A 14,543-nucleotide genomic window follows, 5' to 3' on the forward strand; every position below is an offset into this window, starting at 1 on the left:
CCTACCGCGGTGGGGGTGGGTGTGCGCCCACCCGGGCCCCGTCCGCCGAAGGTAGCCGCACGCGGCAGAACCAGCCGTGGCAACTCCAGCCCGTCCGGCGTTCGAGGACACGCCCGTAGGGCGTCCGCGTGATCTGGGGGCGGGGCGGGGAACAAGCTCGCCGCAGGCGAATCGCAACGCACCACACACGAGAGGTGGACCACATCGTGCAGCAGGAGCAGGAGCTCATCGCCCGGGCGCAGGCCTGGCTGGCCGAGGACCCGGACAGCGAGACCCGCGACGAGCTCGCCAAGCTCATCGACGCCGAGGCCCTGGACGAGATCGCCGGGCGCTTCGCCGGCACCCTCCAGTTCGGCACGGCGGGCCTGCGCGGAGAACTCGGCGCGGGCCCCATGCGCATGAACCGCGCCGTGGTCATCCGCGCCGCCGCCGGCCTCGCCGCGTACCTGAAGGCCAACGGCCAGACCGACGGCCTCGTCGTCATCGGCTACGACGCCCGCCACAAGAGCGCCGACTTCGCCCGCGACACCGCCGCCGTCATGACCGGCGCCGGTCTGCGCGCCGCCCTCCTGCCCCGCCCGCTGCCCACCCCCGTACTGGCCTTCGCCATAAGGCACCTGGGCGCCGCAGCCGGCGTCGAGGTCACCGCGAGCCACAACCCGCCCCGCGACAACGGTTACAAGGTCTACCTCGGCGACGGCTCCCAGATCGTTCCCCCCGCCGACGCCGAAATCGCCGCCGAGATCGACGCCGTACGGTCACTCGCCGACGTACCGCGCCCCGACAACGGCTGGTTCACCCTCAACGAAGAGGTCCTGGAGGCCTACCTCGCCCGTACGGACGAGGTCCTGACCGCGGGCTCCCCCCGCACCGCCCGCGTCGTCTACACGGCCATGCACGGCGTCGGCAAGGAGGTCCTGACGGCCGCCTTCGCCCGCGCCGGATTCCCCGAGCCCGTGCTCGTCGCCGAGCAGGCCGAACCGGACCCGGACTTCCCCACGGTCGCCTTCCCCAACCCGGAGGAGCCGGGGGCCATGGACCTGGCCTTCGCCACCGCGCGCCGCACCCAGCCCGACCTGATCGTCGCGAACGACCCTGACGCCGACCGCTGCGCCGTAGCCGTTCCCGTACCCGGCACCGACGACTGGCGGATGCTGCGCGGCGACGAGGTCGGCGCGCTGCTCGCCGCCCACCTGGTCCGCAACGGAGCCAGCGGCACCTTCGCCGAATCCATCGTGTCGTCGTCCCTCCTCGGCCGGATCGCCGCCGCCGCCGGTCTGCCGTACGAGGAGACCCTGACCGGCTTCAAGTGGATCGCCCGCGTCGACGGCCTGCGCTACGGCTACGAAGAGGCCCTCGGCTACTGCGTCGACCCCGAGGGCGTACGCGACAAGGACGGCATCACGGCGGCGCTCCTCATCACCGAGCTCGCCTCCGTCCTGAAGTCCGAGGGCCGCACGCTCCTCGACCTCCTCGACGACCTCGCCGTCGAGCACGGCCTGCACGCCACCGACCAGCTCTCCGTCCGTGTCGAGGACCTGACGGTGATCGCCGAAGCGATGGCCCGGCTGCGCGCCCAGCCGCCCACCACGCTCGCGGGCCTGACCGTCACCTCCGCCGAGGACCTCACACGCGGCACGGACAAGCTTCCGCCCACCGACGGCCTGCGCTACTACCTCGACGGTGAGGTGAAGGCCCGCGTGATCGTCCGCCCGAGCGGCACCGAACCGAAGCTCAAGTGCTACCTGGAGGCCGTGGTCCCGGTCGCCGGCGCGAACGAGCTGCCCCCGGCCAAGGAGCGCGCGGAGGCCATCCTCGCCGCGATCAAGCACGACCTGTCGGCGGCCGCCGGCATCTGAATCACCAAGCGCCGTGCGGTCGGTTCCCTGCCCGGGGCCGACCGCCCGGACGGGTGGTTTCCGTACGGCAGGTGACGCAGCGCCCCATGCCCTCTCCTGATCGCGCAAGGAAGGGTGACCCGGTATCCCCCGCCGAGTCCCAGGAGCTGCCGCCTTGCGCCCGACCGCACCCACGGTGACCCCCCGGCCCCGCAGGGCCGTCCCAGCCGCCAGGCGCCCGTACGAAGGCACGCGGGAACGGCTCACGAACTGTCTGCGGCGGGCCGCCCCCGCCCTGGCCGGATACGTCGCCGTACGCGTCCTGGGCGTGCTCGTGCTCGCACACTGGGCCCACCTGAAGGGCCACGGCCTATGGCCCGCCCTCGCCACCTCCTGGGACTCCCGCTGGTACCTGGAGATCGCCGACAGCGGGTACGCCTCCACCCTCGGCACCGCCCGCAACAGCAACAACCTCGCCTTCTTCCCCCTCTACCCGGTCCTGATCAAGGCCGTCGCGGCCATCACCCCGGGCTCGCGCGCCAGCGTCGGCGTATTCCTCGCCGTAGCCTTCTCACTCCTCGCGGCATGGGGCATCTTCGCGGTCGGCGACCGGCTGTACGGGCGCCGCGTCGGCACCCTGCTGGCCGTCCTGTGGGGCTGCATGCCGGTCGCGGTAGTCCAGTGGATGGGCTACACGGAATCACTCTTCACCGCACTGACGGCCTGGTCGCTGTACGCCGTCCTCGCCGGCCACTGGCTGTGGGCCGGCTCCCTCGCCACGCTCGCCGGCCTGACCCGCCCCACCGGCATCGCGGTCGCCGCGGCCGTCTCGATGGCGGCGGCGGTGGCACTGTGGCGGTCCTGGCGGGGCGGGAGGGTGCTGCGGCCCGCCGTGCTCGCCGCCGGGCTGATCGCGCCGCTGGGATGGTTCGGTTACGTCGCCTGGGTGGGCCTGCGCCTCGGCCGCTGGGACGGCTACCTCGCCGTACAGAAGCTGTGGCTCAACGAGTGGGACGGCGGGGCCGACACGCTGCGCGAGATGCGGCGCTTCCTGCTCTACCAGTCGAAGCCGCACCTGTACCTGGTGGTGGTGACGCTGGTGCTGTTCCTGTCCGTAGCCCTGTTCCTCCTCTGCGCCGCCGAGCGCCTGCCGCTCCCCCTTCTGGTGTTCACCGGCGTACTGCTGCTGGTCGTCCTGGGCAGCGGCGGCGTCTACTTCCCGCGCGCCCGCTTCCTGATCCCGGGCTTCCCGCTGCTGCTGCCGATCGCCCTGGCGGTGGGGCGGGCCCGGCGGCTCACCGGAGCGCTGGTGATGGGCGGAACGGCGCTCGCGTCGGTGTGGTTCGGGGCGTACATGCAACTGATCTGGCCCGGCCCGCCCTAAGCCCCAGTGCCAGGAGAGGACGAAGCCGGGCGCTCCCTTTCACAGTCCACGGTGCCAGGAGGGGACGTGGCGGGGCGCTCCCCGCAGGGCGTTGAACGCAACCACCCCGACGAGACAACGCAGTACCCGAACGTTCGACGCCCGAGGAGACGCCACGGCGCGGCACCGACCCCAACGCCCGGCGCTCACGAAACCCGGACACCCGCACCCCCGACCACGAGAGCCGCCCCGGCCGGCCGACCACCCGACGGACGGAGTCCGGCACAGCCAAACGAAGCCCGAAAGGCCCCCAAGGCCGAACGGCGCAAGCGCCGAAAAGACCCCCGCGTCGGCTTCACCCAGTGGCGAAAAGCACGGCGAGCGCGATCGCGCCCACCGCGCACGGCGCGATGATCTCGTACGCCCAGCGCACAGACGGACTGCCCTGCGCGGTCGCCCGCCCCGCGCACCGCTCCGCCTGCTCCCGCAGATCGTCGACCGTCTGGTCGGCCGGCGCCCTGCGCGCGCCCGTGTCCGTGACGTCGGCGGTGGCGGACGTCCGGCCGTACGGGTCGTCCGTCGCCTTCCTGGCCTGCTGCCGGGCGACGCGCTTGCGCTGGCGCAGCGAGACCGGGATCGCCCACAGCTGGTACTTCTTGCCGCCCGCGAACACCTCGCTGGAGTACCCGGCCCGTACTCCCTCGACGGACGCCCACGGCAGCGTGATCGTACGGAAGGGATTGCGGATCCGGAGCCGGTCGTCGTTGGCGAAGACGGCGGGCCGCAGCGTGAAGGCCACCACCAGCGGCACGGCGAACAGCAGCCCCGCCACGGCCGCCCACGGCGTACGCCCCTCCCCGCGCACCAGCGCGTCGCCGCCGACCCAGGCGGCCAGCGCGAGCACCAGGACTCCGCCGGCCAGGGCGGAGGGCGACCGGAAGACTCGGTCGGCGTACGTCGGCTCGGAGGGGGGTTTGGGGCTGCTTGTCATGGGGTGATTCTGCCTGAACCACGACGGCCGGGAGCGGCCGGGAGATTGCGTTACGGCAACGTCCCAGCCGCCGGCGTCCCGCCTCAGCGGGTCCAGGCGCTGTGGGTGCCGTCGGGCGTCAGGACGATGTACATCCCGTTGGCGTTCACGGCCGCGGCACGGTTGTTGGCGACCAGCGTCCCAAGGACCTGCCCCTGGTGGACGATCTTCAGAGTGAAGTGGCCCGCCGCCACCTTGGCGACCTTGGCGGTGCTGCCGTCGGGCAGCGGGAACGTACCAGCGCCGTAGCGCGCACGGCCGGTCCAGGAGACGACCTCACCGTCGCGGGTCAGAACGACGAACATTCCGTTGTGCTGCCCACCCGCGTCGGCGTTCTTGGCCTCCAGGGTGCCGAGGAGGTGGCCGTCGCGGGAGATGTTGTCCATGCGGTAGTGGTGGGCGCCCAGCTTGTAGATCCTGGCGGTGCTGCCGTCGACCAGCTTCTGGCTCCGTATCGGGGCGGCGGACTTCGCGGCGGACACGGCGGACACGGCCGACGCGGCGGGCGAAGCCGGGCCGCTGGCGATGGCGGTGGCGGCCGGGGCCAGGAGGGCGGCGGCGAGCGCCACGGTGGTCAGGGCTCGGAGGGTGGTACGACGGCGGGAGTTCAGGCTCGACATGCGGGTCTCCTGGTCAGAGAGTGTTGCGGACCGGCGGAAGGCCGGGCGGCGGGCTGCATGGATGAATCTAGGGAGGGTGTGCGGTGGAGTCGTCCCTTCCATGTCACCGGCGGGCAACAGAGATCTTTTCTCCCGTTCCTCCCCTTCCTCCCGGTCATCCGCCCCAGGGGCTGTACAGGTCGCTACGCGCGTAGATATGCTGCAGTGGTGACCATGCCCACCACTGCACCCGCATCCGCGTTCGCCGACGTGACCGCGTCCGACGCAGCGCTGCGCCGCTTCCTGCACGGGCTCCCCGGCGTAGACACCGTCGGCCTCGAAGCGCGCGCCGCGTCCCTCGGTACCCGTTCGATCAAGACCACGTCCAAGGCGTACGCCATTGACCTGGCCATCTCCATGATCGACCTGACCACGCTCGAAGGCGCGGACACCCCGGGCAAGGTCCGGGCGCTCTGCGCCAAGGGCGCCAATCCCGACCCGACCGACCGCACGACACCGCGCGTCGCCGCGATCTGCGTCTACCCGGACATGGCGGAGACCGCGAAGGAGGCCCTGGCCGGAACGGGCATCAAGGTCGCCTCGGTCGCCACCGCCTTCCCGGCCGGCCGCGCCGCACTCCCCGTGAAACTGGCGGACGTACGCGACGCCGTAGCCGCCGGAGCCGACGAGATCGACATGGTGATCGACCGCGGAGCCTTCCTCTCCGGTCACTACCTGAAGGTCTACGAGGAGATCGTGGCCGTGAAGGCCGAGTGCGGCGACAAGGCCCGCCTGAAGGTCATCTTCGAGACCGGCGAGCTCTCGACGTACGACAACATCCGCCGCGCGTCGTGGATCGGCATGCTGGCGGGCGCGGACTTCATCAAGACGTCCACCGGCAAGGTCGGCGTGAACGCCACCCCGCCGAACACCCTGCTGATGCTTGAGGCCGTACGCGACTTCAAGGCGCAGACTGGAATCCAGATCGGCGTGAAGCCGGCCGGCGGCATCCGCACCACCAAGGACGCGGTCAAGTTCCTGGTGCTGGTCAACGAGACGGTCGGCGAGGACTGGCTCAGCAACGAATGGTTCCGCTTCGGCGCGTCCTCGCTGCTGAACGACCTGCTGATGCAGCGGCAGAAGCTGAGCACCGGCCGTTACTCCGGTCCCGACTACGTGACGGTGGACTGATCACCATGGCATCTGTATTCGAGTACGCACCCGCTCCCGAGTCCCGCTCGGTAGTCGACATCGCCCCCTCCTACGGGGTGTTCATCGACGGCGAGTTCACCGACGCGGCCGACGGCAAGGTCTTCAAGACGATCTCGCCGTCCACCGAGGAAGTCCTCTCCGAGGTAGCGCGCGCGGGCACCGAGGACGTCGACCGCGCCGTGAAGGCGGCGCGCAAGGCCTTCGAGAAGTGGTCCGCGCTGCCGGGCGCCGAGCGCGCCAAGTACCTCTTCCGTATCGCGCGGATCATCCAGGAGCGCTCGCGCGAGCTGGCCGTCCTGGAGACGCTCGACAACGGCAAGCCGATCAAGGAGACGCGCGACGCGGACCTCCCCCTGGTCGCCGCGCACTTCTTCTACTACGCGGGCTGGGCCGACAAGCTGGACCACGCCGGCTACGGCGCCAACCCGCGCCCGCTCGGCGTCGCGGGCCAGGTCATCCCCTGGAACTTCCCGCTCCTCATGCTGGCGTGGAAGATCGCCCCGGCGCTCGCGACGGGCAACACGGTCGTCCTGAAGCCCGCCGAGACGACCCCCCTCTCCGCGCTCTTCTTCGCGGACATCTGCCGCCAGGCGGGCCTCCCCAAGGGCGTCGTCAACATCCTTCCCGGTTACGGGGAGGCGGGCGCCGCACTCGTCGAGCACCCGGACGTCAACAAGGTCGCCTTCACCGGCTCCACAGCCGTGGGCAAGGCGATCGCGCGCCAGGTGGCGGGCACGCACAAGAAGGTCACCCTCGAACTCGGCGGCAAGGGCGCGAACATCGTCTTCGACGACGCCCCCATCGACCAGGCCGTCGAGGGCATCGTCACCGGCATCTTCTTCAACCAGGGCCAGGTCTGCTGCGCGGGCTCGCGCCTCCTGGTCCAGGAGTCGATCCAGGACGAACTCCTCGACTCCCTCAAGCGCAGGCTCTCGACTCTCCGCCTGGGCGACCCGCTGGACAAGAACACCGACATCGGCGCCATCAACTCCGCCGAACAGCTCGCCCGTATCACCAAGATCACCGAGACCGGCGAGGCGGAGGGCGCCGAGCGCTGGTCCGCGCCGTGCGATCTCCCCTCCTCCGGCTACTGGTTCGCGCCGACGCTCTTCACGGGCGTCACACAGGCGCACACCGTCGCGCGCGACGAGATCTTCGGCCCGGTGCTCTCGGTGCTCTCGTTCCGTACGCCCGACGAGGCCGTCGCCAAGGCCAACAACAGCCAGTACGGCCTGTCGGCCGGCATCTGGACGGAGAAGGGCTCGCGGATCCTCGCGGTCGCCAACAAGCTCCGCGCGGGTGTGGTCTGGGCCAACACGTTCAACAAGTTCGACCCGACCTCGCCCTTCGGCGGCTACAAGGAGTCGGGCTTCGGCCGCGAAGGCGGCCGCCACGGCCTGGAGGCGTACCTCGATGTCTGAGCGCTTGACTGTCTTCAAGACCTACAAGCTGTACGTCGGGGGCAAGTTCCCCCGGAGCGAGAGCGGCCGGGTGTACGAAGTGACCGACTCAAAGGGCAAGTGGCTGGCCAACGCACCCCTCGCCTCCCGCAAGGACGCCCGTGACGCGGTCGTCGCGGCGCGCAAGGCGTTCGGCGGCTGGTCGGGCGCGACGGCGTACAACCGGGGCCAGATCCTCTACCGCATCGCCGAGATGCTGGAGGGCCGCAGGGACCAGTTCGTACGGGAGGTGGCGGACGCGGAGGGCCTGTCGAAGTCGAAAGCGGCCGTGGTCGTCGACGCTGCGATCGACCGCTGGGTCTGGTACGCGGGCTGGACCGACAAGATCGCCCAGATCGTCGGCGGCGCGAACCCGGTCGCGGGCCCGTTCTTCAACCTCTCCACCCCCGAGCCCACCGGCGTCGTCACCGTCGTCGCCCCCCAGGAGTCGTCTTTCCTGGGCCTGGTCTCGGTGATCGCCCCGGTGATCGCGACGGGCAACACGGCCGTCGTCATCGCGTCGGAGAAGTCCCCGCTGCCCGCGCTCTCCCTCGGCGAGGTCCTGGCCACGTCCGACCTGCCGGGCGGTGTGGTCAACATCCTCACCGGGCGTACGCGCGAGATCGCGACGCCGCTCGCAGCCCACCAGGACGTCAACGCGATCGACCTCTCGGGCGCGGACGACGACCTGGCGCGCGATCTGGAGATCGCCGCCGCGGACAATCTCAAGCGGGTTCTGCGTCCACAGGCTGTGGACGGCGACTGGTCGGCCGACCAGGGCACGCACCGCCTGACGGCCTTCCTCGAACTGAAGACGGTCTGGCACCCGACGGGCTCCTTGGGCGCGTCCGGCTCCGCCTACTGATCCCCATGCGGATGGGCCCGTACCGCTTTCGGCGGTACGGGCCCATCCGCATGCCGGCGGACCCACATCCCCCGCGCGCACCGCGCTCCCACCTGGTTCAGCCCGGCAGCAGCCCCGCCGCCTGACCCACCAGCGGCAGCTCCCGCAGCGCGTTGCCCTGCGTGAGCGGGGCGGTGAGCGGCTTCGTGCTGAGCGGCTGGAAGTCGGCGACCTGCGTGCCCAGTCCGTTGTCCAGCGGGTCCACACCCGTCCCCGCCAGCGGGTTCAGATGGAAGTCCTTGACCGGGGCCAGCGCACCGGCGCTCGCGGCTCCGAGCGCACCGGGCATGGCCGCCGGATCGAGGTTCTCCAGCGGTACGTCGATCGCGGCCTCCTGCGGGGCCGGCGGCGGGGCCGCGTGCGCCGCACCACCGCCGGCGGCAAGGGCCGCACCGGCCGCGGCGACGGCCAGACCTGCGCGCAGCAGCGCGCTCCGCTGGTACTTGGGACCTGCTTCACGTGCCATGGGATTCCCGCCTGAGTGAGTAATCATGAGCGCACGCAGCGTAGTTGAGGTGTGACGCTCGATACCAACCGCTCCGCGGTGGGGTCCCCCGACCGGCTCAATGCCGCAGAATGGTTGCCCGTGAGTTCATCCCCTCTTCCCACGCGCGTCGTCCTGCTGACCGGTCCCTCCGGTTCCGGAAAGTCGTCGCTGGCCGCCCGTACGGGTTTGCCCGTGCTGCGGCTCGACGACTTCTACAAAGAGGGCGACGACCCCACGCTTCCGCGGGTCGCGGGGAGTACGGACATCGACTGGGACTCACCGCTGTCCTGGGACGCGGACGCCGCCGTCGCGGCGATCGAGGAGCTGTGCGGTACGGGGCGTACGACAGTCCCGGTGTACTCCATCGCCAGCAGTTCCATCGTGGACAAGGAAGCGCTGGACATCGAGCGCACGCCCTTGTTCGTGGCGGAGGGGATCTTCGCGGCGGACATCGTGGCGCGCTGCGAGGAGCTGGGCGTACTGGCTGACGCGCTCTGCCTGCGCGGGCGTCCGTCGACGACGTTCCGTCGGCGGCTGCTGCGGGATCTTCGAGAGGGCCGCAAATCTGTGCCGTTCCTGCTGCGCAGGGGGTGGCGTCTCATGCGGGCCGAGCGGGCGATCGTAGGCCGCCAGACGGCTCTCGGTGCGCACCCCTGCGCGAAGGAGGAGGCCCTGGGCCGCCTCGCCGCCGCCGCGGCGGGCCGCCACCGCACCCCGGCCGCGCGCTAGCTACTGAGAGCGCACAGTGCGGCGGGGTCGTACAGGCTCCCCCGCCTGTCCGGCCCCGCCGCATTTCCCCCGTACGTTCCGCCGTCTCCCCCGAAACGGCGGCCCCCGTACCCCCCGTGCCTTCAGGCCACCAGCTCGCCGAAGGACTCTTCCTCGTCACGGCCGAAGCTGAGGACCTCGTCCTCGCGCAGCCGGCGCAGTGACCGCCAGATGCTGCTCTTGACCGTGCCGACACTGATGTCGAGGATGTCCGCGATCTCCGGGTCGGTGCGGCCCTCGTAATACCGCAGGACCAGCATCGTGCGCTGGAGTTCGGGCAGCCGGGCGAGCGCCTGCCAGAGCACGGCGCGCAGTTCGGTGCCGCGCATCGCGTCCGTGTCGTTCGCCGTCTCCGGCAGTTCCTCGGTCGGGTATTCGTTGAGCTTGCGCCTGCGCCACGCGCTGATGTGCAGGTTCGTCATGGTGCGGCGCAGGTAGCCGCCGACCGCCGCCTTGTCGCTGATGCGGTCCCAGGCGCGGTACGTCGAGAAGAGGGCGCTCTGCAGCAGGTCCTCGGCCTCGTACCGGTCGCCGGTCAGGTGGTAGGCGGTCGCGTACAGGGAGGCGCGGCGCTCCTGGACGTAGGCGGTGAATTCCGCCTCCGACGCCGAAGCCCCGTCCCCCGTGGCCTCCCGGTACGCCGCTCCCCCGCTGCCCCCGTTGCCCCCCACTTCGAGCACGGCAGCCACATGCATCGTGGTCTGCGTGCGCTGACGACCGATGCCGCGAGCGCACCCCCGCCCACCCGCACCGGACTCGGTGCTCCGTGTGACGTCGTGGAGCCGCGTGACAACTGCGCTGGAGGTGGTGCTGTGCAGTGCGTTCATCTCGCGCCCCCCGTCGGTGGAGTCCGGTGCTGTGCGTTGCGGTGCGTTGCTGTCCGTGTGCCATTGAGCTTGCCCTGGCTGTTTCATCGGGGTGTCCGCCGACTGTCACAGCCGTGTCACAGGGACGGGAGCGCTCCAACTGTCGAACTAGTCCTCCGCCATGGGCCAGAATGGCCCCTGTGCCTTTCCTGTTGCTGATCGAGGACGACGACGCCATCCGCACGGCCCTCGAACTCTCGCTGTCACGCCAGGGCCACAAAGTGGCCACCGCGGCGACGGGAGAGGACGGCCTGAAACTGCTGCGCGAGCAGCGGCCGGATCTGATCGTGCTGGACGTGATGCTGCCCGGCATCGACGGATTCGAGGTGTGCCGGCGCATCAGGCGCACCGACCAGCTGCCCATCATTTTGCTGACCGCGCGCAGCGACGACATCGACGTGGTGGTCGGCCTGGAGTCGGGCGCCGACGATTACGTCGTCAAGCCGGTGCAGGGCCGGGTCCTTGACGCCCGAATCCGCGCGGTGCTGCGGCGGGGCGAGCGGGAGGCCAACGACGCCGCCGTGTTCGGCAATGTGACCATCGACCGGTCCGCCATGACGGTCACCAAGAACGGTGAGGACCTGCAGCTCACGCCGACCGAACTGCGGCTGCTCCTCGAGCTGAGCCGTCGCCCCGGACAGGCGCTGTCGCGGCAGCAGTTGCTGCGGCTGGTGTGGGAGCACGACTACCTCGGTGACTCCCGGCTGGTGGACGCGTGCGTGCAGCGGCTGCGGGCCAAGGTCGAGGACGTACCGTCTTCGCCGACCCTCATCCGTACGGTCCGTGGCGTCGGCTACCGCCTGGACTCGCCTTCGTGAGCGCTGCACAGGAGAAGTCCCCGCAGACGGGGCCGCGCTGGACCAGTCTGCGCCTGCGGCTCGTCGTCGTCTTCGCCCTGGTGGCGCTGACGGCCGCCGTCGCCGCGTCGGGCATCGCGTACTGGCTCAACCGCGAGGCGGTGCTGACCCGTACGCAGGACGCGGCGCTGAACAACTTCCGGCAGGAGATGCAGAACCGCGCGGCGACGCTGCCGCTGCGGCCGACGCAGCCGGAACTCCAGGTGGCGGCGACGCAGATGGCGGCCGGCGGCAGCCCCGGCTACAGCGTGCTGCTCGTGGACGAGCGGGAGCCGGGCAAGCCGATCGCGGGCACTTCGGACATCGACGCCCTGACGCTCGACGACGTACCGCAGGAGCTTCAGGACGCGGTGAACCGGCGGCAGAAGGTCACCGACGCCAACGAGTTTCCGTACCACCTCTACTGGGTGCGCATCAGCCCGAAGGGCAAGCCGCCGTCCCTGGTCGCGGGCACGAAGGTGATCGGCGGCGGGCCCACCGGTTACATGCTGACCTCCCTGGAGCAGGAGCGCGACGACCTGAACTCGCTGGCCTGGTCCCTCGCCATCGCCACCGCGCTCGCCCTGCTGGGCTCGGCGCTGCTCGCGCAGGCGGCGGCGACGACCGTACTCAAGCCCGTGCAGCGGCTCGGGGACGCCGCGCGGCGTCTCGGCGAGGGGCAGCTCGACACCCGGCTGCGGGTGTCGGGTACGGACGAACTGGCCGAGCTGTCACGGACGTTCAACAAGACCGCCGAGTCGCTGGAGAAGAAGGTCGCGGACATGAGCGCGCGGGAGGAGTCGAGCCGCCGCTTCGTCGCCGACATGTCGCACGAACTGCGGACCCCGCTGACCGCCATCACCGCCGTGGCGGAGGTCCTTGAGGACGAGGCCGACAACCTCGACCCGATGATCGCGCCCGCCGTGCACCTGGTGGTGAGCGAGACGCGCCGGCTCAACGACCTCGTCGAGAACCTGATGGAGGTGACCCGCTTCGACGCGGGTACGGCCCGCCTCGTCCTCGACGACGTCGACGTGGCCGACCAGGTGACCGCCTGCATCGACGCCCGCGCGTGGCTGGACGCGGTGGATCTCGACGCCGAGCGCGGCATCGTGGCGCGCCTCGACCCGCGCCGTCTCGACGTCATCCTGGCGAATCTGATCGGGAACGCGCTCAAGCACGGCGGCTCCCCGGTGCGGGTGTCGGTGCGGCCCGTCGACCACGAACTGCTCATCGAGGTACGGGACCACGGCCCCGGCATCCCCGAGGACGTACTGCCGCATGTCTTCGACCGCTTCTACAAGGCGAGCGCGTCGCGGCCGCGCTCCGAGGGCAGCGGGCTCGGCCTGTCCATCGCCATGGAGAACGCGCACATTCACGGCGGGGACATCACCGCGGCCAACTCGCCGGAGGGCGGTGCGGTCTTCGTGCTGCGGCTGCCGCTGGACGTGTCACGGTCGGCGGACGACGAAGGGCAAGAGGGCGACGGTTTGAGGGAGGGCGAGGAGTGCGAGGACCAGTGATGCGCAGGCTGACCCGTTGCGCGGCCCTCGCCGCGCTCTGCGTCGCGCTCGCCGGGTGCGGGATCAGGACCACTTCGGTGCCGGTCGACGCGGGCGCCGCGCCGTCCCGGGTGCCGTGCGAGCTGCCGCCGCAGGACTCCACCGGAGAGGCGGCGCCCGGCGTACCGCTCCAGGTGTATCTGGTCTGTGGCGCGCAGCTCGTGCCGGTGGACCGGGCGGTGCGGATCGCCGAGGAGAAGCTGTCCGACCGGGTGCGGGTGGCGCGGACGCTCCTGGAGGAGCTGAAGACGGAGCCGTCGGACGAGGAGAAGCAGGCAGGTTTCTCCACGGATGTACGGGAGACACTGGCCGTTTCCGGGGCGCGCAAGGGCGATCCCCGGGAAGCGCTGCGGCTGAGCAGCCAGCCGGAGGACCTGCCGACGCACGCGCTGGCGCAGATCGTCTGTACGTACGCGGACAGTGCGGCGGCCGGAGCCGACCGGTCCGTGCTGCTGGGCGGTCCTTCCGACGACGCGGTGCGCGGTTACCAGTGCACGGCCGCGCTCAAGGCCCGTCCCGAATCGGTGCTGCCTACGCTGGGTGAGATCCGTCCTTCGCGCTGACCGGACCGGTCGGCGTGTCCGCCCGGCGCGTCACACTGTGGCTCCAGACACGGTCGCTTTCAGGCGGAACCGATCCTGCCGGTCCCCGCGTCTTGGGGGGCGTGCGTCATGGCTCGGACGGCAGCGCCGTCATCCTCCGCTTCCGCGCGGCGGGAGGTTTACTCCTCGCCGCGCATCTGCTGCTCGTCGCGTTACTGACGTTGCGCCCCCTGGACGTCCCCTGGGTGACCGCACCGAACTTCCAGCCGCTGGCCGGCATCGAGGCGGACCTGGCACTCGGTCCCGCCCGGGCGGCGCGGCGTATCTGCGAGGGGCTTCTGCTGCTGGCGCCGCTGGGCGTACTGCTGCCGATGGCGGGGGGCCGACTCCAGGTGTCGCCGGTGGCCTCACTGGCCCGTACGGTCCTGGCCGGGGCGCTGTTCTCGCTGGGGATCGAGCTGCTCCAGACCGGGGTGCCGGGCCGGGTCGTCGATGTGGACTCGCTGCTGCTGAACACGGCCGGGGTAGCGCTGGCGCACCTCGCGGTCGTACCGGTGGGGCGGGCGCGGCTGCGCCGCATGCAGCGGCGGGTACCGGATCGTGCCCTGCGCCGGGACGAGGTGTCTCAGGGGGCTACCCCGACGATTCCCAGGGTCGGGATCGCCCCGTAGAGCGACGCTTTGGGCGGGTCTCAGCGAGCAGTATTGAGGTATCGGGAGGCACACCGGAAGTGACCCCCCGGCCCAGCTCACGAGGAGCCCGCCATGACCGCCCTTGTCCGCCCCCGTAACGACCGTGTGATCGGCGGAGTGTGCGCTGCGCTGGCGCGGCGCTTCGGTACCTCGGCGACCACGATGCGAGTGATCTTCGTGGCCTCGTGTCTGCTGCCGGGGCCGCAGTTCCTGGTGTACCTGGCGCTGTGGGTGTTCCTGCCCAGCGAGAACACGGCGAAGACCGCCTGGTAATTCGGCGTACGACCGTACGACCACGAAGGGGGGGGCGGCGGGGCCGCCGTAGCAGGCGCGCACCGCCACCACGAGGTGGGCGGGCAGCCCCCCGCCCGCGGGCCCCCCCCCCACACCCCCGAAACCCCCCAA

Annotated in this window: 15 protein-coding genes; 11 read left to right on the forward strand and 4 right to left on the reverse strand. The window is 71.1% G+C overall.

The window, feature by feature from the left end; genetic code table 11:
* Positions 1–206 precede the first annotated feature (206 nt).
* Together ABZX79_RS37030 and ABZX79_RS37035 are read left to right on the forward strand one after the other, a co-directional pair.
* Positions 207–1,859 carry a phospho-sugar mutase gene (locus ABZX79_RS37030; RefSeq protein WP_355268238.1) on the forward strand — a complete coding sequence of 551 codons (1,653 nt, stop codon included), beginning with the start codon at positions 207–209 and terminating at the stop codon, positions 1,857–1,859.
* A gap of 154 nt (positions 1,860–2,013) precedes the next feature.
* Positions 2,014–3,222, forward strand: coding sequence for a glycosyltransferase family 39 protein (locus tag ABZX79_RS37035; protein ID WP_355268201.1), 1,209 nt, complete (start codon positions 2,014–2,016; stop codon positions 3,220–3,222).
* 334 nt (positions 3,223–3,556) lie between these two features.
* Here the strand turns inward: ABZX79_RS37035 and ABZX79_RS37040 are convergent, their stop codons facing one another.
* Both ABZX79_RS37040 and ABZX79_RS37045 read right to left on the reverse strand, forming a co-directional pair.
* The gene (locus ABZX79_RS37040; protein WP_355268204.1) at positions 3,557–4,192 is read right to left on the reverse strand and encodes a PH domain-containing protein; all 636 of its coding nucleotides are present in this window, start codon (positions 4,190–4,192) and stop codon (positions 3,557–3,559) included.
* 83 nt (positions 4,193–4,275) lie between these two features.
* Positions 4,276–4,851, reverse strand: a complete 576-nt coding sequence (locus ABZX79_RS37045; protein WP_355268207.1) for a hypothetical protein — start codon at positions 4,849–4,851, stop codon at positions 4,276–4,278.
* 213 nt (positions 4,852–5,064) lie between these two features.
* Between ABZX79_RS37045 and deoC the strand changes: the two genes are divergently transcribed.
* The 3 genes from deoC to ABZX79_RS37060 are packed head-to-tail and all read left to right on the forward strand — an operon-like array spanning position 5,065 to position 8,346.
* Positions 5,065–6,021, forward strand: coding sequence for a deoxyribose-phosphate aldolase (deoC, locus tag ABZX79_RS37050; RefSeq protein WP_355268210.1), 957 nt, complete (start codon positions 5,065–5,067; stop codon positions 6,019–6,021).
* A 5-nt stretch (positions 6,022–6,026) separates the two neighbouring features.
* A complete protein-coding gene (locus ABZX79_RS37055; protein WP_355268213.1) occupies positions 6,027–7,463 on the forward strand; it encodes an aldehyde dehydrogenase family protein in 1,437 nt (478 codons plus the stop codon).
* Complete coding sequence (locus tag ABZX79_RS37060) at positions 7,456–8,346, forward strand: aldehyde dehydrogenase family protein (RefSeq protein WP_355268216.1); 891 nt, start codon at positions 7,456–7,458, stop codon at positions 8,344–8,346. Before ABZX79_RS37055 ends, ABZX79_RS37060 begins: the two co-directional genes overlap by 8 nt.
* Positions 8,347–8,443: 97 nt before the next feature.
* Here ABZX79_RS37060 and ABZX79_RS37065 read toward each other — a convergent pair whose 3' ends face one another.
* The gene (locus ABZX79_RS37065) at positions 8,444–8,851 is read right to left on the reverse strand and encodes a hypothetical protein (RefSeq protein WP_355268219.1); all 408 of its coding nucleotides are present in this window, start codon (positions 8,849–8,851) and stop codon (positions 8,444–8,446) included.
* 114 nt (positions 8,852–8,965) lie between these two features.
* On the opposite strand from ABZX79_RS37065, the gene ABZX79_RS37070 reads away from it, so the two are divergent.
* Positions 8,966–9,601, forward strand: coding sequence for an ATP-binding protein (locus ABZX79_RS37070; protein ID WP_355268241.1), 636 nt, complete (start codon positions 8,966–8,968; stop codon positions 9,599–9,601).
* Positions 9,602–9,723: 122 nt separating this feature from the next.
* On the opposite strand, the gene ABZX79_RS37075 is transcribed toward ABZX79_RS37070, so the two are convergent.
* Positions 9,724–10,467, reverse strand: a complete 744-nt coding sequence (locus ABZX79_RS37075; protein WP_355268222.1) for a SigE family RNA polymerase sigma factor — start codon at positions 10,465–10,467, stop codon at positions 9,724–9,726.
* 179 nt (positions 10,468–10,646) lie between these two features.
* On the opposite strand from ABZX79_RS37075, the gene afsQ1 reads away from it, so the two are divergent.
* The 5 genes from afsQ1 to ABZX79_RS37100 all read left to right on the forward strand — a co-directional run bounded on the left by afsQ1 (position 10,647) and on the right by ABZX79_RS37100 (position 14,411).
* A complete protein-coding gene (gene afsQ1, locus ABZX79_RS37080) occupies positions 10,647–11,324 on the forward strand; it encodes a two-component system response regulator AfsQ1 (protein ID WP_215126918.1) in 678 nt (225 codons plus the stop codon).
* Positions 11,321–12,865: a HAMP domain-containing sensor histidine kinase gene (locus ABZX79_RS37085; protein ID WP_355268226.1), complete on the forward strand. Its 1,545-nt coding sequence runs from the start codon at positions 11,321–11,323 to the stop codon at positions 12,863–12,865. The genes afsQ1 and ABZX79_RS37085 overlap by 4 nt, the downstream gene beginning before the upstream one ends.
* Positions 12,865–13,467 (forward strand): hypothetical protein, encoded by a 603-nt coding sequence (locus ABZX79_RS37090; RefSeq protein WP_355268229.1) that lies wholly within the window; start codon positions 12,865–12,867, stop codon positions 13,465–13,467. Before ABZX79_RS37085 ends, ABZX79_RS37090 begins: the two co-directional genes overlap by 1 nt.
* Positions 13,468–13,568: 101 nt before the next feature.
* Positions 13,569–14,117 carry a VanZ family protein gene (locus tag ABZX79_RS37095; protein ID WP_355268232.1) on the forward strand — a complete coding sequence of 183 codons (549 nt, stop codon included), beginning with the start codon at positions 13,569–13,571 and terminating at the stop codon, positions 14,115–14,117.
* A 93-nt stretch (positions 14,118–14,210) separates the two neighbouring features.
* Positions 14,211–14,411 (forward strand): PspC domain-containing protein, encoded by a 201-nt coding sequence (locus ABZX79_RS37100; RefSeq protein ID WP_355268235.1) that lies wholly within the window; start codon positions 14,211–14,213, stop codon positions 14,409–14,411.
* The last annotated feature ends 132 nt before the right edge of the window (positions 14,412–14,543 follow it).

This window comes from Streptomyces sp. NPDC002994 (assembly GCF_040611155.1).
Lineage (GTDB): Bacteria > Actinomycetota > Actinomycetes > Streptomycetales > Streptomycetaceae > Streptomyces.